19 protein-coding genes are annotated in these 18,452 nt (G+C 55.5%); 9 read left to right on the forward strand and 10 right to left on the reverse strand.

All coding sequences use genetic code 11. From position 1 onward, the window contains the following. Nucleotides 1-104: 104 nt before the first annotated feature. The 4 genes from ABLV30_RS23580 to ABLV30_RS23595 form a co-directional block, all read right to left on the reverse strand. Nucleotides 105-989, reverse strand: a complete 885-nt coding sequence (locus ABLV30_RS23580; RefSeq protein WP_032750841.1) for a LysR family transcriptional regulator — start codon at nt 987-989, stop codon at nt 105-107. 98 nt (nt 990-1,087) lie between these two features. Next, nucleotides 1,088-2,344, reverse strand: a complete 1,257-nt coding sequence (locus ABLV30_RS23585; RefSeq protein ID WP_014230308.1) for a nucleoside permease — start codon at nt 2,342-2,344, stop codon at nt 1,088-1,090. 60 nt (nt 2,345-2,404) lie between these two features. Further along, entirely contained in the window at nt 2,405-3,238 is an 834-nt protein-coding gene (gene xapA / locus ABLV30_RS23590; RefSeq protein ID WP_014230309.1) for a xanthosine phosphorylase, read from the reverse strand. A 122-nt stretch (nt 3,239-3,360) separates the two neighbouring features. Next, nucleotides 3,361-4,287, reverse strand: coding sequence for a LysR family transcriptional regulator (locus ABLV30_RS23595; protein ID WP_014230310.1), 927 nt, complete (start codon nt 4,285-4,287; stop codon nt 3,361-3,363). Between the two features lie 89 nt (nt 4,288-4,376). On the opposite strand from ABLV30_RS23595, the gene ABLV30_RS23600 reads away from it, so the two are divergent. Next, nucleotides 4,377-5,375: a bile acid:sodium symporter family protein gene (locus ABLV30_RS23600; protein WP_004852990.1), complete on the forward strand. Its 999-nt coding sequence runs from the start codon at nt 4,377-4,379 to the stop codon at nt 5,373-5,375. Here the strand turns inward: ABLV30_RS23600 and ABLV30_RS23605 are convergent. The 3 genes from ABLV30_RS23605 to zipA all read right to left on the reverse strand — a co-directional run bounded on the left by ABLV30_RS23605 (nt 5,372) and on the right by zipA (nt 8,695). Next, complete coding sequence (locus tag ABLV30_RS23605) at nt 5,372-5,590, reverse strand: DUF3820 family protein (protein WP_064374459.1); 219 nt, start codon at nt 5,588-5,590, stop codon at nt 5,372-5,374. The two genes, ABLV30_RS23600 and ABLV30_RS23605, sit on opposite strands and share 4 nt — an antisense overlap. Continuing rightward, complete coding sequence (ligA, locus tag ABLV30_RS23610) at nt 5,583-7,607, reverse strand: NAD-dependent DNA ligase LigA (protein WP_048260628.1); 2,025 nt, start codon at nt 7,605-7,607, stop codon at nt 5,583-5,585. Before ligA ends, ABLV30_RS23605 begins: the two co-directional genes overlap by 8 nt. A gap of 74 nt (nt 7,608-7,681) precedes the next feature. Next, nucleotides 7,682-8,695 carry a cell division protein ZipA gene (gene zipA / locus ABLV30_RS23615; RefSeq protein WP_032720511.1) on the reverse strand — a complete coding sequence of 338 codons (1,014 nt, stop codon included), beginning with the start codon at nt 8,693-8,695 and terminating at the stop codon, nt 7,682-7,684. Nucleotides 8,696-8,925: 230 nt separating this feature from the next. Here zipA and cysZ point away from each other — a divergent pair, with 230 nt between their 5' ends. The 5 genes from cysZ to crr all read left to right on the forward strand — a co-directional run bounded on the left by cysZ (nt 8,926) and on the right by crr (nt 13,781). After that, a complete protein-coding gene (cysZ, locus tag ABLV30_RS23620; RefSeq protein ID WP_009654873.1) occupies nt 8,926-9,687 on the forward strand; it encodes a sulfate transporter CysZ in 762 nt (253 codons plus the stop codon). Nucleotides 9,688-9,846: 159 nt separating this feature from the next. Continuing rightward, nucleotides 9,847-10,818: a cysteine synthase A gene (cysK, locus tag ABLV30_RS23625; RefSeq protein ID WP_025106638.1), complete on the forward strand. Its 972-nt coding sequence runs from the start codon at nt 9,847-9,849 to the stop codon at nt 10,816-10,818. A gap of 381 nt (nt 10,819-11,199) precedes the next feature. Continuing rightward, the gene (gene ptsH / locus ABLV30_RS23630; protein ID WP_002913505.1) at nt 11,200-11,457 is read left to right on the forward strand and encodes a phosphocarrier protein Hpr; all 258 of its coding nucleotides are present in this window, start codon (nt 11,200-11,202) and stop codon (nt 11,455-11,457) included. A gap of 44 nt (nt 11,458-11,501) precedes the next feature. Continuing rightward, nucleotides 11,502-13,229, forward strand: coding sequence for a phosphoenolpyruvate-protein phosphotransferase PtsI (ptsI, locus tag ABLV30_RS23635; protein ID WP_004852999.1), 1,728 nt, complete (start codon nt 11,502-11,504; stop codon nt 13,227-13,229). Between the two features lie 42 nt (nt 13,230-13,271). Continuing rightward, nucleotides 13,272-13,781 carry a PTS glucose transporter subunit IIA gene (crr, locus tag ABLV30_RS23640; RefSeq protein WP_000522253.1) on the forward strand — a complete coding sequence of 170 codons (510 nt, stop codon included), beginning with the start codon at nt 13,272-13,274 and terminating at the stop codon, nt 13,779-13,781. Between the two features lie 41 nt (nt 13,782-13,822). Here the strand turns inward: crr and ABLV30_RS23645 are convergent, their stop codons facing one another. Beyond that, complete coding sequence (locus ABLV30_RS23645) at nt 13,823-14,062, reverse strand: hypothetical protein (RefSeq protein ID WP_004104337.1); 240 nt, start codon at nt 14,060-14,062, stop codon at nt 13,823-13,825. Next, a complete protein-coding gene (gene pdxK, locus ABLV30_RS23650) occupies nt 14,059-14,925 on the reverse strand; it encodes a pyridoxine/pyridoxal/pyridoxamine kinase (RefSeq protein WP_025106636.1) in 867 nt (288 codons plus the stop codon). Before pdxK ends, ABLV30_RS23645 begins: the two co-directional genes overlap by 4 nt. Nucleotides 14,926-15,007: 82 nt before the next feature. Between pdxK and ptsJ the strand changes: the two genes are divergently transcribed. The 3 genes from ptsJ to ABLV30_RS23665 are packed head-to-tail and all read left to right on the forward strand — an operon-like array spanning nt 15,008 to nt 17,481. Then, on the forward strand, nt 15,008-16,306 hold the full coding sequence (ptsJ, locus tag ABLV30_RS23655; protein WP_265801325.1) for a transcriptional regulator PtsJ: 1,299 nt from the start codon (nt 15,008-15,010) through the stop codon (nt 16,304-16,306). Nucleotides 16,307-16,320: 14 nt separating this feature from the next. Beyond that, entirely contained in the window at nt 16,321-17,028 is a 708-nt protein-coding gene (locus ABLV30_RS23660) for a type 1 glutamine amidotransferase (RefSeq protein ID WP_048260624.1), read from the forward strand. 45 nt (nt 17,029-17,073) lie between these two features. Beyond that, nucleotides 17,074-17,481, forward strand: a complete 408-nt coding sequence (locus tag ABLV30_RS23665; RefSeq protein ID WP_047723142.1) for a nuclear transport factor 2 family protein — start codon at nt 17,074-17,076, stop codon at nt 17,479-17,481. On the opposite strand, the gene cysM is transcribed toward ABLV30_RS23665, so the two are convergent. Further along, on the reverse strand, nt 17,478-18,389 hold the full coding sequence (gene cysM, locus ABLV30_RS23670; RefSeq protein WP_014230319.1) for a cysteine synthase CysM: 912 nt from the start codon (nt 18,387-18,389) through the stop codon (nt 17,478-17,480). The two genes, ABLV30_RS23665 and cysM, sit on opposite strands and share 4 nt — an antisense overlap. Between the last annotated feature and the right edge of the window lie 63 nt (nt 18,390-18,452).

Raw genomic sequence — 18,452 nt, forward strand, 5'->3', positions numbered from 1 at the left:
CTGCACGACCCACCAATGTAAAAAAGCGCCCTAAAGGCGCTTTTTTGCTATCTGCGATAGACAAAGCCGACACGGGCCTTCATCTTGCTATCCGGCACAGACCATCAATTCACCAGCGCCGCAATCAGCTTCTCCAGCGCGGGCGTCGCCTGCTGTTGGTCATAGACGATATACAAATCTGCCGGTATGCGTTCTTCCAGCGGACGAAACACCACCCCCGGCCACGTCATTTGCGCATAGCTATCAGCGATGAGCGTAATACCTATCCCCATACTGACCATCGCCAGAACCGTTTGCGGCTCCATCACTTCACGGATAATCATCGGCGAGAATCCGGCGCTCTGGCACACGCGCTGCAAAAACGTCCAGTCGGTATGTATTGAAGGCATGGTGACAAAATATTCGTTACGCAAAGCCGCAAGCGGGATCGCCTTACGCGCGACAAGCGGATGCTCTTCCGGCATGGCCACCAGAAAAGAGGATTCGTGCAAGCGCAGGCTGGTAAATCCAGGAGAAGGCGCTGTCGCCATCCGCCAGACGCCGGCGTCCAGCTCGCGTCGTTCCAGCATCGCCATCTGCATGGCGGGCATGTTCTCGCGAAAAAGCACCTCTACGTTAGGGTTCTCTTTCAAAAAACGCCGCATCACCGGACGCATTTTTCCCCACATAGCCGTACCTATCACGCCCAGCTCTACCCGTCCCGCCTCACCCCGCCCAATCTGTTCCACGCGCGCCAGCGCCTGATTCGCGCTGGAAAGCAGACGACGGGACTCCTCCATCAGGATTTTCCCTGCGTGGGTCAACGCTACGCTGCGGGAGTGGCGAACAAACAGCAGCGTGCCAAGCTGCTGCTCCAGGTCTTTAATGTGAATGCTGAGCGGAGGTTGCGACATGTTCAGACGGGCCGCCGCACGACCAAAATGCAGCTCTTCGGCAACAGCCAGAAAATAGCGCAATAACTTCAGATCGATACGATGCGTGCGTTCCATGGGTCATGCGCTCCTGAGGCATAAAGATAATGCGCAAAGTTACCACACTGCATCAGAAAAAATGAAACGGCGGAACATGTGCCCGCCGCGGAAGAGGATTAATGCGTCAGCGCTTTTTTCATTAACTTCTCAGGTTCATGTTTATATTTGAAGAACGCGGCAAAAATAACCGCCAGCAGCAATGAATAGGCCGCGAACACCAGCCAGATGGTCTGCCACTCTTTTACGCCATCAACAGAGAAGTAATCCACGGCCATGCCGCTGAGAACCGAACCTACCCATGCGCCAACACCGTTCACCATGGTCATAAACAACCCCTGCGCGCTGGCGCGAATATGCGCCCCCGCCTCTTGCTCTACGAACACCGATCCTGAAATATTAAAAAAGTCGAATGCGCAGCCGTAAACGATCATCGACATCAGCAGCAGAACAAAACCGAACGGAGACGGATCGCCAAAGGCAAAAAAGCCAAAGCGCAGCGTCCACGCCAGCATACTCATCAGCATGACCGTTTTAATGCCAAAGCGTTTCAGAAAGAATGGAATGGTGAGAATAAAGGCGACTTCCGCCATCTGCGAAACCGAAAGCAAAATAGAGGGATAGCGTACGACAAAGCTGTCGGCAAACGCCGGGTTGCGGGCGAAATCATGCAGAAAGGGGTTACCGAAGACGTTGGTTATTTGCAGTACCGCCCCGAGCATCATCGCGAAGAAAAAGAAAATGGCCATCCGCGGATTTTTAAACAATACGAATGCATCCAGTCCCAGCCTCGTGGCCAATGTGGCGCCAGGTTTCTTCTCGGTCACAGCAATTTTCGGTAGCGTAAGCGCATAAATCGCCAGTAATAACGACGCGGCAGAGGCGATATACAGCTGCGCGCTGCTCAGCTCCAGCCCCATCAGGCTCACCGTCCACATGGCGACAATAAAACCAAGAGTGCCAAATACGCGAACAGGAGGAAACGCGGTCGCCGGATCCTGGCCGGACTGTGCCAGACATGAATAGGAGATGCTATTAGACAACGAGATAGTCGGCATATAGGCCATCGCGTTAATCAGCATTACCCAGAACATCGTCTCCGGATCGGTGACGGTCGTTGCATAAAGAAGCACGCCCGCGCAGACCAGGTGGCAGAGCATATAGGCCCGTTCTGCACGTAGCCATTTATCGGCAACGATCCCCATAATGGCGGGCATGATAATGGCCGCCAGCCCTTTGGAACTATAGACAATGCCGACATTTGCCCCGGTGAAATGCAGTGTGTTTATCATGTAAGAACCCAGGGTGACCAGCCAGCTACCCCAGATAAAATATTGCAAAAACGACATGAGTTTTAAGCGAGAGGCGATACCCATTTTTCCGTTCCTTGCCATTAAAGTAAGACCCCGCAAGCGGGGTCAATATTTATTATTTTTTCAGGCCAGTTTGCGTAAGAAGCCGCAGATCAGGTTAATAAAGTTCTGCCGGGAGAGTTCGGCCGCTGCCAGGGTTTGCGCGTGAGATAGTTTCACATCGCCGAGGCCCTCAGCCAGATTGGTAATGGCTGAGACGGCCACCACTTTCAGCTCGCAATGGCGGGCAGCGATGACTTCCGGCACGACGGACATCCCCACCACATCGCCGCCGATAATCTGCATCATGCGAATCTCCGCCGCCGTTTCAAAATTCGGCCCGGGATAAGAGACAAATACGCCTTCAGTCAGCGGAAACCCCTCCTCCTCCGCTACGCGCTGCAGAACGGCGCGGTAATCCGCGTCATAGGCGTTGGCCAGGGAGAAGAAGCGTTCGCCGAAGCGCTCATCATTCAGGCCCACCATTGGCGTACCCGGCATCGTGTTAATATGATCGCTGAGCGCCACCAGACTTCCCGGCCCCACTTCCGGACGTAAAGAACCGGCAGCGTTAGTACAAAACAGCAGTTCACACCCCAGCAGCTTTAGCGTCCGGATGGCGTCAGTCATCACCGTCATGCCCCGACCTTCATAGAAGTGCCCACGCCCTTTCATGCAGGCAACGGGTACGCCGGCCAGATTTCCAAGCACCAGTTCACCGGCATGGCCGTGCACGGTACTCACCGGAAAGCCGGGCAGCTTTTCGTAAGATATCGCCACCGCATCTTCAATTTGTTCCGCCAGCGCCCCGAGACCCGACCCCAGGATAAAGGCCACCCGCGGCGTAAAATCCGGCTTATATCCGCGAATAATATCGGCGCTATACCAGGGATTCTGTGAGAAAAGCGTGTCGCTCATAAGCTGTCCTTAAAAACTGAAAGATCGATAAAGTGATTGGCTACCATGCTGTTATAACGATGCTACGCAATCGATTACCAATACAGTTTTCCCGGACGTTTGATATTAAAAAGCTATTGATTTCATTTCTGATACAAGGGGTCGTTTTCGCGTAAGGCGGTCAGTTGGCCAGCTTGCTGCCGCACCACCTCCCACAGCGCCTCTGCGGCTGTCGATAGCGAGCGGTTTTTACGCCGCGCCAGCATCAGCTGGCGTTCCACCACCGGGGTGAGCCGCTTCACCTGCAGATGACTTCCCTGAGGGAGCGGCAGCGCTAACGCAGGTAGGATGCTGATGCCTATCCCCGACTCAACCATTGGGAATAGCGTGGCCGGATGACCGATTTCCTGCACGATATTTGCGGTAACGGCGAATCCCGCGAGCGCGGCGTCAATCAGCGGCCGGCTACCCGAAGCATAATCCTGCAAAACCAGCCGCTGGTCATGCAGCGCATGCCAGCTCACCGCATCCCTTTTAGCGAAAGGGTGATCGCAACGGCAAAGCAGCAGGAAAGGTTCAGCGAGAACCGCCTCACACTGCAAATCGGTCGCGGCGCCAGGGTCGATAACAATGCCAAAATCAACTTCTCCCTGACGGATGCTCTCCAGCACCCACTGCTGGGGGCGATCGTGCAGAACAAAATCTATCTCCGGATAGCGACGGTTGCTGTAGGCGATGCACTGCGGGATCAGATGGGCGGAAATGGTCTGGCTGGCCGCCACCCGCACGGTTCCCATAAGCTGCTGCCCGACGCGCCCGGCCTCACGCAACGTGCCGTTTAACTCATCCAGCAGGCGCTCAAGCCGGGCCGCCAGCTGCTGTCCGGCTTCCGTGAGCACCACTTCGCGCGTCGTTCGGTCAAGCAGGCGTACGCCGGTCTGATGTTCCAGCTCTTTCACGCTGTGGCTTACCGCTGACTGACTCAGGCCAATACTCTCCCCTGCCCGGCTAAAGCTTTTGACGCGAGCAACGGTCACAAAAACCTTCAACTGACGTAGCGAATAATTCATCTCTTTTTTTCATGAATAGATGCAATAAATCGATTTTATTTCTCAAACTAAAGAAAGCACAATAGCGACATCGATTTTCAGGAGCGTTTATGAAATTTTTCCGCATTCTTGATCCATTCACCCTGACATTAGTCACCGTCGTCCTGCTGGCCTCCTTTTTTCCTGCGCGCGGCGGATTTGTCCCCTTCTTTGAACATTTAACCACCGCCGCCATCGCGCTGCTTTTCTTTATGCACGGCGCCAAGCTCTCCCGTGAGGCGATCGTTGCCGGGGGCAGCCACTGGCGTTTACATCTCTGGGTCATGTGCAGCACGTTTATCGTTTTTCCCGTACTTGGCGTGCTATTCGCCTGGTGGGCGCCCGTTAACGTCGATCCGGCGCTCTATACCGGGTTTATTTATCTCTGCATTCTTCCCGCCACCGTCCAGTCAGCCATTGCGTTTACCTCTCTGGCGGGCGGCAACGTGGCGGCTGCGGTATGCTCGGCTTCGGCCTCAAGCCTGCTGGGGATCTTCATTTCGCCGCTGCTGGTCGGCCTGTTGATGAACCTGCACGGTGCGGGGGGGAGTCTGGAGCAGGTTGGCAAAATCATGCTGCAGCTGCTGCTGCCGTTTGTGCTGGGACATCTCTCTCGTCCGTGGATTGGCAACTGGGTGGCAAAACATAAAAAGTGGATCTCGAAAACCGACCAGACCTCCATCCTGCTGGTGGTCTATTCGGCGTTCAGCGAGGCGGTTGTTAACGGTATCTGGCACAAAGTCGGCGTCGGTTCGCTGCTGTTTATCGTTATTGTCAGCATGGTGCTGCTGGCGATTGTGATTGCGATTAACGTCTTTGTGGCGCGCAGGTGCGGGTTTAATAAAGCGGATGAAATTACGATTGTCTTTTGCGGGTCGAAAAAGAGCCTGGCGAACGGCATTCCGATGGCCAACATTCTCTTCCCGACCTCTATCCTGGGGATAATGGTTCTGCCGCTGATGATCTTCCATCAGATTCAGCTTATGGTCTGTGCGGTGCTGGCGCGGCGCTATAAGCGCCAGGCCGAAGCGTTACAGGCGCAGGAGAAAAGCCGCGCCTCCGAAGCCTAACGCGGGCGCTTAAGGGGCTCGACCAGGCTGGTCAGCCCCTCCGTTTTAATCAATAGCGTTAATGCCATCAGCTCGCCAAGATGCCCGGCGGGAAATTCATCCTTACGGGCAAACCACAGCAAATACTCTTCCGGCACATCGATTAAGCGCCGCCCTTTGTATTTACCAAACGGCATTTCCGTGTTGGCAATCTCAATAAGCTGATCTTTATCCACGCGACTCTCCGAGCAGACGCAGCATTTCGTCTTCATCGATCACCGCAATTCCCAGCTCCTGCGCTTTGGCAAGCTTAGAGCCCGCCGCCTCCCCGGCGATGACAAGGTCGGTCTTCTTCGACACGCTGCCCGCCACCTTCGCCCCCAGCGCAACCAGCCGGGCTTTCGCATCGTCACGGGAGAGCTGACTCAGGCTACCGGTCAGAACCACCGTTTTGCCGGCAAAGGGGCTATCAATCTCTTCCGCATTGACCACGACCGGCGCCGGCCAGCGGACGCCTTCTTTACGCAGCTGAGCAATCACTTCGCGGTTGCTCTCTTCGGCAAAGAAATTACGCACGTGCGTGGCAACCACAATCCCGACATCGGGCACTTTTTGCAGATCGTCAATTGAAGCCTGCTCCAGCGCCTCAATGGTGCCAAAGTGGGCCGCTAAACCGGCTGCCGTCGCCTCACCGACTTCGCGGATCCCCAGCGCATAAAGGAAACGGGCAAAGGTGGTCTCTTTGGACTTCTCCAGGGCATCCACCACGTTCTGCGCTGATTTGGGCCCCATGCGATCGAGCCCGGTGAGTTTACCCGGCGTCAGTTGGAAGAGATCGGCCGGCGTATGCACGTACTCTTTTTCAACCAGCTGATCGATGATTTTATCGCCCATACCGTCAACGTCCAGGGCGCGACGGGAGACAAAATGCTTGAGCGCTTCTTTACGCTGGGCGCCGCAGATCAGGCCGCCGGTACAGCGCGTCACCACTTCGCCTTCCACGCGTTCAACGTCGGAATGACATACCGGACAATGGGTGGGGAACACGATCTCACGCGTCTCCTCCGGGCGTTCTGAGAGCACGACGTTCACGACCTGAGGGATAACATCGCCGGCGCGGCGAATGACCACCTTATCGCCGATACGCAGTCCCAGACGCTCGATTTCATCAGCATTATGCAGCGTCGCGTTGCTGACCAGGACCCCGGCGACGTGTACCGGCTCCAGACGCGCAACCGGCGTGATGGCGCCAGTGCGCCCGACCTGAAACTCAACGTCGCGCACGAAAGTCATCTGCTCCTGCGCCGGAAACTTAAACGCCACCGCCCAGCGCGGCGCGCGGGCTACGAAGCCAAGCTGTTCCTGCAGCGCCAGCGAATCGACTTTGATGACCACGCCGTCGATATCAAACCCCAGCTTCGGCCGATCATCTTCAACCTGGCGATAGTAAGTAAGCACTTCCTCTGGCGTATGGCAGAGCTTTACACGCTCGCTGACCGGCAGCCCCCAGGACTTAAACTGCTGCAAGCGCGCCGAGTGGCTGGCAGGCAGCTCGCCGCCTTCCAGCACGCCCACGCCGTAGCAAAAGAAAGTGAGTGGACGCTTCGCGGTAATTCGCGGATCGAGCTGGCGTAAAGACCCCGCCGCCGCGTTACGCGGGTTAGCAAAGACTTTACCTCCGGTTCGCCGCGCCTCTTCATTAATTTTTTCAAACCCTGCCTGCGGCAGGAACACCTCTCCGCGCACCTCAAGCCGCTGCGGAATATTGTCACCGCGTAGCTTCAGGGGAATCGCGCGAATGGTACGCACGTTGGAGGTAATATCTTCGCCGGTCGTTCCATCGCCGCGGGTCGCCGCCTGCACCAGCAGGCCGTTTTCATACAGGATACTGACCGCCAGGCCATCCAGCTTGAGCTCACAGCAGTAAGTCAGGTTATCGGTATTTTTCAGGCGATCCTGTACCCGCTTGTTGAACGCGAGGAAGCTCTCCTCATCAAAAACGTTGTCCAGCGACAGCATCGGGACTTCATGGCGAATCTGGCTAAAAGAGGCTAACGGTGCGGCACCGACGCGCTGGGTGGGCGAGTCCGGGGTGATCAGCTCAGGGTACTGAGCTTCCAGCTCGCGCAGTTCGCGCATTAACCGATCGTATTCCGCATCAGGGATTTCCGGCGTATCCATGACGTGGTAGAGATATTCATGATGGCGAAGCGTGGTTCGCAGTTCAGTCAGTTTTTGTTCGTTCGATTCCATATCACACCATCAATGATAAAAAACCCCCGACGGGCGGGGGTTCAGGATAAGTAGATGAAACGCAAGAAGATGAATCAGGCGTTAGCCTCTTTCACTTCACGAATTCGGTCTTGATATTCACGCAATTTTTGCGGCGTCATCATACGACGCTGGTCATCCAGCACTACGCCGCCGACTTCATCGGCAATGTACTGCGCGGACTGCAGCATCAGCTTAAAGTTTTGCAGTTCATCGCCAAAGGACGGAACCTGCATAAAGATAGTCACCCCGGGCGTCATCATATCCGCCATGCTGTCAGGATTGAAGGTGCCAGGCTTAACCATATTGGCCAGACTGAAGAGCACCTGACCGCTGCCGTCCGGGCTGAGGTGGCGATGGAAGATATTCATATCGCCAAATTTGAAGCCCGCCTGCTGGATGCTATTGATGAGTAGCTCGCCGTTGAGCTGCGAACCGTGATGCGCAGCGACGTTCATCACGATGACCGTCTCCTTACGCTCTTTAGGCTGCGGCGCGGCCTGCTGCGGCTCAGGGGCCTGAGGTTCCGGCGCCGGCTGCGGCTCTGGAGCGGCGGCAGGTTGTTGAACCGGCTGCTGCACATGCTGAACGGGCTGCTGCGCATGCTGAACGGGTTGCTGCACATGCGGAACGGGCTGCGGCTGTACCGGCTGCTGAGGCGGCACGGCGCGCTGCGGCTGCTGGACCGGGGCCTGGGCGTGAACGGGCTGATGTTGCGGCGGCTGCGGTGCACGGACAGGCTCTTCCGGGCGCACAGGTGGCTGTTGCGCCTGACGCTCATAAGGAGGCTGATACTGGTGCTGCGGCTGACGAGGTGCTTCATGCTCCCCATGAACGCCATTCGACGCATGACTGGTCCGATGAACCCGGACTTCACCAACGCCTTCAACATCGTCATCAAAGTCGTCGCCTTCCGACGCTTCATCGTCGCGAGACTTCATACGTTTCAGTGGGCGATCGCGAAACATCGAGGAGCGTTCTTTACGGCTGGTCCAGAAACCGTGCACCAGTAAAGCGATTATGGCGATCGCGCCAACAATGATTAATATCAGACGCAAATCCTGCATCATTATATTCTCTGTTGTTCTAACACCTTGCCACCACGGCAAACATTTACTCACTAAGAGTATTTGCCGATTACATCAAGTGCAAGTGCGTCGGGGGCTTTCACTACATAAAGATGAACTAAATCGTGCTTTTTGCTGTTTTTTCGAACATTTCCTAACTGGTTATTGTCTGCTAACCCGATAAAATAGCCCGGCATTCAGCCTGGATGTCAAAAAAGGAGCATTACCTGACTATGGTTTCATCATCCGTAACGACCCCGCGTAGTGGCGTCTACTATTTTTCGCAGGGTTGGAAGCTGATCGGGCTGCCGGGGATCCGTCGATACGTATTCCTCCCTTTACTCGTCAACATTATTCTGATGGGCGGCGCATTCTGGTGGCTGTTCACGCGTCTGGACAGCTGGATCCCTTCGTTGATGAGCCATGTTCCTGAATGGCTGCAATGGCTTAACTATCTGCTGTGGCCCATGGTGGTCATTTCTATTCTGCTTGTCTTCGGCTACTTCTTCTCGACAATCGCCAACTGGATTGCCGCGCCCTTTAGCGGCCTGCTGGCCGAGCAGCTTGAAGCGCGCCTGACGGGCGCGACGCCGCCGGATGTCGGGGTTTTCGGCATCCTGAAAGATGTTCCGCGCATCATGAAGCGCGAGTGGCAGAAGTTTGCCTGGTACCTGCCGCGGGCCATCGTCCTTTTGCTTCTCTACTTTATCCCCGGTATCGGCCAGACCGTCGCCCCCGTGCTGTGGTTCCTGTTCAGCGCCTGGATGCTGGCGATTCAGTACTGCGATTACCCTTTTGATAACCATAAGGTGCCGTTTAAAACGATGCGTCAGGCGCTGCGCACGCGCAAAGTGACCAATATGCAGTTTGGCGCCCTGACCAGCCTGTTTACCATGATCCCGGTGCTAAACCTGGTCATCCTGCCCGTCGCGATTTGCGGCGCGACGGCGATGTGGGTCGATTGCTACCGTGACAAACACGCCATGTGGAAGTAGCGCTATCGCTTTCGGAGCGGCTTATGCCGCTCCTTATTACTTCTGGCTTGCCATTATTTCTCTTCTGAATATAGATATGCTAAATCCTTACTTCCGCATATTCTTTAAGCGGGTATGCTGAAGCCGTACTCCCAAATTTCATACAGTTAAGGACGGGCCATGAGTAAGATTTTTGAAGATAACTCCCTGACTATCGGCCATACGCCGCTGGTACGACTGAACCGCATCGGTAACGGACGCATCCTGGCAAAGGTAGAATCTCGTAACCCGAGCTTTAGCGTAAAATGCCGTATCGGTGCCAATATGATTTGGGATGCCGAAAAACGCGGCGTGCTGAAGCCCGGCGTTGAGCTGGTGGAACCGACCAGCGGTAATACCGGTATCGCGCTGGCCTACGTGGCTGCGGCGCGCGGTTATAAACTGACGCTGACGATGCCGGAGACCATGAGCATCGAACGCCGCAAGCTGCTGAAGGCCCTGGGCGCTAACCTGGTGCTGACCGAAGGCGCCAAGGGGATGAAAGGCGCCATCCAGAAAGCCGAAGAAATTGTCGCCAGCGACCCGGAAAAATTCCTCCTGCTCCAGCAGTTCAGCAACCCGGCCAACCCGGAAATTCATGAAAAAACCACCGGCCCGGAAATCTGGGAAGATACCGATGGTCAAATCGACGTCTTCATCTCCGGCGTCGGTACTGGCGGTACGCTGACCGGCGTGAGCCGCTATATCAAAGGCACCAAAGGTAAAAAAGATCTGATTACCGTTGCCGTTGAACCTACCGACTCCCCGGTTATCGCCCAGGCGCTGGCAGGCGAAGAGCTGAAGCCAGGCCCGCACAAAATCCAGGGTATTGGCGCAGGCTTTATCCCAGGCAACCTGGATTTGAAGCTGGTGGATAAAGTAGTGGCTATTACCAATGATGAAGCCATTTCCACCGCCCGTCGCCTGATGGAAGAGGAAGGCATTCTGGCCGGCATCTCTTCCGGCGCTGCCGTTGCCGCTGCGCTGAAGCTGCAGGAGGATGAAGCCTTTACCAACAAGAATATTGTGGTTATCCTACCCTCTTCAGGTGAGCGCTATTTAAGCACCGCATTGTTTGCCGATCTCTTCACCGAGAAAGAACTGCAACAGTAATGCCAGCTTGTTAATATCGTGTAAAAAAGCACCTTTTCAGGTGCTTTTTTGTGGCGCACATCAAACTTTTACCCCTCCTGGCATTGATTCACTTCGTTGGGTCTGGTATTTAACCAGCACATTTATTTCGATGCGCGAAATTATTCCGATTTGGATTTCCATAAGCTGAATCGATTTTATGATTTGGTTCAAGTCTTCCTTTAGCGGCATAATGTTTAATGACGTGGTAGACGTTAACGGCCTGAAGGTTTCCACAGCGATTTTCCGCTGATGGTGCCGGAGCCGGATACGTGATGCCGGCGCTAACGATACAGGCTAAAGTTTGGCCGTTAGGCTAAACTTTAGGTCCACAACACTAAACCTATAAGTTGGGGAAATATAATGTTCCAGCAAGAAGTTACTATTACCGCTCCGAACGGTCTGCACACCCGCCCTGCTGCTCAGTTTGTTAAAGAAGCAAAAGGCTTCACTTCTGAGATCACTGTAACCTCCAACGGCAAAAGCGCCAGCGCCAAAAGCCTGTTCAAACTGCAGACTCTGGGCCTGACCCAGGGTACCGTTGTCACTCTCTCTGCCGAAGGCGAAGACGAGCAAAAAGCAGTTGAGCATCTGGTAAAACTGATGGCTGAACTCGAGTAAGTTCACGGGTTCTTTTTAATATCAGTCACAAGTAAGGTAGGGTTATGATTTCAGGCATTTTAGCATCCCCGGGTATCGCTTTCGGCAAGGCACTTCTGCTGAAAGAAGATGAAATTGTCATCGACCGGAAGAAAATTTCTGCCGATAAGGTTGATCAGGAAGTTGAACGTTTTCTGAATGGCCGCACCAAGGCCTCCGCCCAGCTGGAGGTCATCAAAACCAAAGCTGGTGAAACCTTCGGTGAAGAAAAAGAAGCCATCTTCGAAGGGCACATCATGCTGCTGGAAGATGAGGAGCTTGAGCAGGAAATCATAGCCCTGATTAAAGATAAGCATATGACTGCCGATGCGGCAGCCAATGAAGTTATCGAAGGTCAGGCTACTGCCCTGGAAGAACTGGATGACGAATACCTGAAAGAGCGTGCCGCTGACGTACGCGACATCGGTAAGCGCCTGCTGCGCAACATCCTCGGTCTGGCCATCATCGATCTGAGCGCGATTCAGGATGAAGTTATCCTGGTAGCCGCTGACCTCACCCCGTCTGAAACCGCACAGCTGAACCTGAACAAGGTGCTGGGTTTCATCACCGACGCGGGCGGCCGTACTTCCCACACCTCCATCATGGCGCGTTCCCTTGAACTGCCGGCCATCGTGGGCACCGGTAGCGTGACTACCCAGGTGAAAAACGGCGATTATCTGGTTCTCGACGCGGTGAATAATCAGGTTCTGGTTAACCCGAGCGATCAACAAATCGAAGAACTGCGCAACCTGCAGGCTCAGGTCGCTGAAGAGAAAGCGGAACTGGCTAAGCTGAAAGACCTGCCGGCCATTACGCTGGACGGCCATCAGGTTGAAGTCTGCGCCAACATCGGTACCGTACGCGACGTTGAAGGTGCCGAACGTAACGGCGCGGAAGGCGTTGGTTTGTATCGTACAGAATTCCTGTTCATGGACCGCGACTCGCTGCCGACTGAAGAAGAACAGTTCGCAGCATACAAAGCCGTTGCCGAAGCGTGCGGCTCGCAGGCGGTTATCGTTCGCACCATGGACATCGGCGGCGACAAAGAGCTGCCGTACATGAACTTCCCGAAAGAAGAGAACCCGTTCCTCGGCTGGCGCGCAGTGCGCATCGCCATGGATCGCAAAGAGATTCTGCGCGACCAGGTTCGTGCCATCCTGCGCGCTTCCGCTTTCGGTAAACTGCGCATCATGTTCCCGATGATCATCTCTGTTGAAGAAGTGCGTGCACTGAAGAAAGAGATCGAAATCTACAAACAGGAACTGCGCGACGAAGGTAAAGCTTTTGATGAGGCAATTGAGATTGGCGTGATGGTGGAAACCCCAGCCGCTGCGACAATTGCGCGTCACTTAGCCAAAGAAGTTGATTTCTTTAGTATCGGTACCAATGATTTAACGCAGTATACTCTGGCAGTTGACCGTGGTAATGATATGATTTCACATCTTTACCAGCCAATGTCCCCGTCCGTGCTGACGCTGATTAAGCAAGTTATTGATGCTTCTCATGCTGAAGGCAAATGGACTGGCATGTGCGGTGAGCTTGCGGGCGATGAACGTGCTACACTTCTGTTGCTGGGTATGGGTCTGGACGAGTTCTCTATGAGCGCCATTTCCATCCCGCGCATCAAGAAGATTATCCGTAACACGAACTTCGAAGATGCGAAAGTATTAGCAGAGCAGGCTCTTGCTCAACCGACAACGGACGAGTTAATGACGCTGGTTAACAAGTTCATTGAAGAAAAAACAATCTGCTAATTCACGAGATGCGCGGCCCAAATTACTGCTTAGGAGAAGATCATGGGTTTGTTCGATAAATTGAAATCTCTGGTTTCTGATGATAAAAAAGACACCGGAACTATTGAGATTGTTGCCCCGCTCTCTGGCGAGATCGTCAACATTGAAGACGTGCCGGATGTAGTTTTTGCGGAAAAAATTGTGGGTGATGGCATTGCTATCAAACCTACTGGCAACAAAATGGTTGCGCCGGTAGATGGTACCATCGGTAAAATTTTTGAAACCAACCATGCTTTTTCAATCGAATCTGATAGCGGCATTGAACTGTTCGTTCACTTCGGTATTGATACCGTTGAGCTGAAAGGCGAAGGCTTCAAACGTATCGCCGAAGAAGGCCAGCGTGTGAAAGTCGGCGACCCGGTTATCGAATTCGATCTGCCGCTGCTGGAAGAGAAAGCCAAGTCTACCCTGACTCCGGTTGTTATCTCCAACATGGACGAGATCAAAGAGCTGATCAAACTGTCCGGTAGCGTAACCGTGGGTGAAACACCGGTTATCCGCATCAAGAAGTAATTCTTGCCGCAGAAGAATGGCGCCTCTCGGGCGCCATTTTTTTATCTCGCCGCTTTAAACGGCCGATAGCACTTCTCCCGCGAAAGTATTTTCATCCCTTCCGGGCCGCTTTCCAGAATCCGCTTCTCGCTGTCAGAAACCTGTAAATCACACTGATATCCGCCAACGGCGCCAAATAAAGATCCCACTTCGCAGACATCCTCAAGGGCTTCGCTGCCGGTGGTCTCAAAATGGCCGACGACTCTTCCCTGCTGACGCACCACTAAACGATAGCTCTTCATTCTCCCTCCCTATGCGGCGGAAGAATGAGCTCATCGCAGCCCTGTTCATTGGTCCAGGTCATAACCGCCAGCACCCGCTGCGCGGCAGCGTGGGCGGCCTCGCCCAGCGGCATTCCGCGCACCAAGCCGCTCGCCAGCTCGGCGCAAAAAAGGTCGCCCGTTCCCTTCAGATCGGTTTCAACGCGCGGATGTTCAACCACCTCGACCGACTGCGCGCTAACCACCAGCACGTTGATCGTGGCGCTATTTTCTCCCGGCGCGCTGGTGATAACGACCCATTTCAGTGAATCAGAGAGCAGACTACGGGCGGCAATAATCGCCTCCTGCTGATTATGGCAAGGCAGACCGCTTAGCGTTTCCAGCTCAAACAGATTGGGCGTGATCCCCTGCGCCAGCGGGAGCAAATGCGTACGATAGGCTTCAGGGATCTCGGCCTTGACGTAAATACCGCTATCCACATCGCCAATGACGGGATCAACGAGAATACACAGTTCAGGATGCTGCTCGCGAATGCGCAGCAGCCATTGCGCCAGACGCTTAATCTGCACGGCGCTGCCCATATAGCCGGTCGTTACCGCCCGCAGCTCGCGCAGGGCGTCACGCTCCTCCAGCGCCTTTAAATAGCCGGCAAACCACTCTTCCGGGATAACGCCGCCATAGTAAGTATCATAGTGCGGCGTATTGCTGAACAGCACCGTCGGCACCGCGATGACCCGCAGGCCGTGCTGCTTTATCGCCGGTATCGCAATACTGTTGCCTACGCTGCCGTAGACCACCTGCGACTGCACGGCCACAATATCGACCTGAAGCGCCCGACTTTTATCGTTGAAGAGCACCGATTGTATTTCATCTTGCTGGCCCATCCTTTCTCCCCCCGCTGGACAGCGGGTCATACTCTGATTATCATTCGTCCTATGCTAAAATTCATTTTGTCATAGGTCAATAATGATCGTTGGAAAAACTGCCAGTGAGATCTTCGATAGCATCCGCCATCTGGTACAAAGCGGCGTACTCAAGCCTGGCGATGTTTTACCGCCGGTCCGCGAGCTGGCGGGCAAGCTGTTGGTTAACCGCAATACCGTCGCTGCCGCCTATAAGCGACTGGTGACCTCTGGCCTGGCTATCAGCCAGGGGCGTAATGGTACCGCCATTAAAACCCATAATACCCTGCCCGCCCTTGAAGGTGGCGATCCCTCTTCGCCGCTGAAGGATATCTCCAGCGGCAATCCCGACCCCGCTCGCCTGGCAAACCTCAAGCACTATCTCGGCGCAATTGCGCCAGCGCCTCGCCTGTACGGCGATGCGGCGGTTGAACCACGGCTGGCCGCGTGGGCCAGCCGCTGGGTTAACAACGATGTGAACCTGGATGCCGATATTAACCTTGCCAGCGGCGCTGTCGATGCGCTTGAGCGCCTGCTGTGCGCCCTGCTGCTGCCCGGCGATAGCGTGGCCATCGAAGACCCCTGCTTTCTCAGCAGCATCAATATGCTGCGCTACGCCGGTTTTAGCCCTTCGCCGGTACCGGTCGACGGGGAAGGCATGCAGCCTGGGGCCCTTGAAGAGGCGCTGAGCAACGGCGCCCGGGCGGTCATTATTACCCCGCGCGCGCACAATCCGACCGGCTGTAGCCTCAGCGAATCCCGCGCCCGGGCAATACGCGAAATACTGGCCCGCTATCCGCAGGTTCTGGTGATTGTTGACGACCATTTCGCGCTGCTCTCCGCCACGCCCTGGTACTCCCCTATCGCCGCGGAAAGTCAGCGTTGGGCGCTGGTACGCTCCCTGTCAAAAACCCTGGGACCAGATTTGCGTCTGGCCATCGTCGCCAGCGACGCTGACACGTCGGCGGCGCTGCGGCTGAGGCTTAATTCCGGTAGCCAATGGGTCAGCCATCTGTTGCAGGATCTGGTCATCGCCTGCCTTAACGACAACACCTTTATGGCCTCTCTGGCGGAAACCCGGCGCCACTATCGTCAGCAGCATGAAAAGCTGATTGCCGCCCTCGCCAGCCGCGGAATCACCCATCTGACGCCGGGAGACGGCCTTAATTTTTGGTTCCCGCTGGAAGAGCCGAGCCAGCCGGTAGCGCTCCGTCTGGCGCACGCCGGCTGGCTGGTTCGCGAAGGCGAAACGTTCGGCATTCGCGCCCCTTCGCACGGGCTGAGGCTGTCGCTTGCGACGCTCAGCGACAATGAAATGAATAAGCTCGCCAATGACTTATACCAGATATTACAACAACAGTGACGGGAGTTAACGCTATGCAGATCCACTTTATCGTCCATGAAGTCTTTGAAGCGCCGGGAGCTTACCTGCACTGGGCGCAGGCGCGCGGCTACGGTATCAGCTGGTCGCGGGTATACGCGGGGGACAGGCTACCGGAAAACGCCAACGCTTTTGATATGCTGGTTGTGCTCGGCGGTCCGCAGTCGCCGCGCACGACATTATCTGAGTGCCCCTGGTTTGATAGCCACGCCGAGCAGCGTTTGATTGCGCAGGCCATTGCCGCAGGACGGATCGTGGTAGGGATATGCCTGGGCTCGCAGCTTATCGGTGAAGCGCTGGGCGCGCCGGTCATGCAAAGTCCGGAAAAAGAGGTGGGTCACTATCCCATCACGCTCACCACCGCGGGCCTGCAGGATGACAAACTGGCCCATTTTGGCCCCTCGCTGGTCGTCGGCCACTGGCATAACGATATGCCAGGCCTGACCCCGGAGGCGGAAGTGATGGCCTCCAGCGAAGGCTGCCCGCGGCAAATTGTGAAATACAGCGACCGGGTTTATGGCTTCCAGTGCCACATGGAGTTTGATGCTGAGGTCATTGAGCTGCTGATCGCCCATTCGCAGCAGGAGCTTAGCGCCGCCAGAGGCAGGCGTTTCATTCGTAGTGAACAGGAGATGCGTGCCTGCGATTATCGCGAAATGAATGAGAAGCTGTGGGCGTTTCTTGATAAGCTGACGGCAAAGTAAGCAAAAGGCTTTTATTAAAGCCCGGCAATTTAAGGATCGCCAGAAATGCCCAATCCCAACCCACAGCTTAAAGCCGCCATCGAAGCCTGCGATCGCGCTATCTCCCAGGAGGATTACGCGACACTGATGGAGTATTACGCTGATGACGCCGCGCTGGTCGTCAAGCCAGGCATGGTCGTGCGGGGCAAAGAAAATATCCGCAACGCGTTTATCGCCATTGCCGACTATTTCCAGCACCGGCTGGTGGTGACGCAGGGAAAAATGGAGATTATCGAAGGCGGCGGCAATGCGCTGGTGATTATGGAAACCCGGCTGGATATCCCGACGGCGGAAGCCGGGATAACACAGGTCACGCGGCGCGCAACCTATGTCTTTCATCAGCAGGGTGAACGCTGGCTCTGCACCGTGGATAACTCCTACGGTACGGACCTGCTCGACGCGCCCGAGGTTTAAATTCCCGCGCCTTGGGTAAAGTGCTCTTCGCCAAATACGCCGGTAGAAAGGTAGCGATCGCCGCGATCGCAAACGATCGCCACCACTACCGCGCCAGGATTTTCACCCGCCACACGTAGCGCGCCCGCCACCGCGCCGCCGGAACTGACGCCGCAGAAAATCCCCTCCTTCACCGCCAGCATCCGCATGGTGTTTTCGGCATCCTGTTGATGGATATCGAGCACCGCGTCCACCAGCTGCGCGTTAAAAATGCCCGGCATATATTCGGCAGGCCAGCGGCGAATTCCGGGAATACTGCTCCCCTCTTCCGGCTGCAGCCCCACGATGCTCACCGCTTTATCCTGCTCGCGCAGAAAACGCGATACGCCGGTAATGGTGCCGGTGGTACCCATGCTGGAGACAAAATGGGTGATCCGCCCGTCGGTCTGCTGCCAGATTTCCGGCCCGGTAGTGGTGTAGTGCGCGTACGGGTTGTCCGGGTTGTTGAACTGATCGAGCAGCTTGCCTTCGCCGCGCTGCGCCATGGCTAACGCTAAGTCACGCGCGCCTTCCATTCCCTGCTCTTTGGTGACCAGAATCAGCTCCGCACCGTAGGCGCGCATGGCGGCACGGCGCTCCTGACTCATGTTGTCCGGCATCAGCAGCTTCATCTGATAGCCTTTAAGCGCGGCGATCATCGCCAGCGCAATGCCGGTGTTGCCGCTGGTCGCTTCAATCAGCACATCACCGGGTTTAATCTCTCCGCGCTTTTCGGCCTCGACAATCATCGACAGGGCCGCCCTGTCTTTCACCGACCCCGCCGGATTGTTGCCTTCAAGTTTGACCCAGATTTCGCTGCCGTTGTCCGGCCCCATGCGCTGCAGTTTGACCAGAGGCGTGTTGCCGATTGTTTGTTCTAATGTATTCACGGTTTTGCCCAATAAAAAGCCCGGTAAGCATTACCCCACCGGGCGAAAAACATACGCGATAAC

It is taken from the genome of Klebsiella sp. CN_Kp113 (assembly GCF_040064585.1).
Classification (GTDB): Bacteria; Pseudomonadota; Gammaproteobacteria; order Enterobacterales; family Enterobacteriaceae; genus Klebsiella; species Klebsiella michiganensis.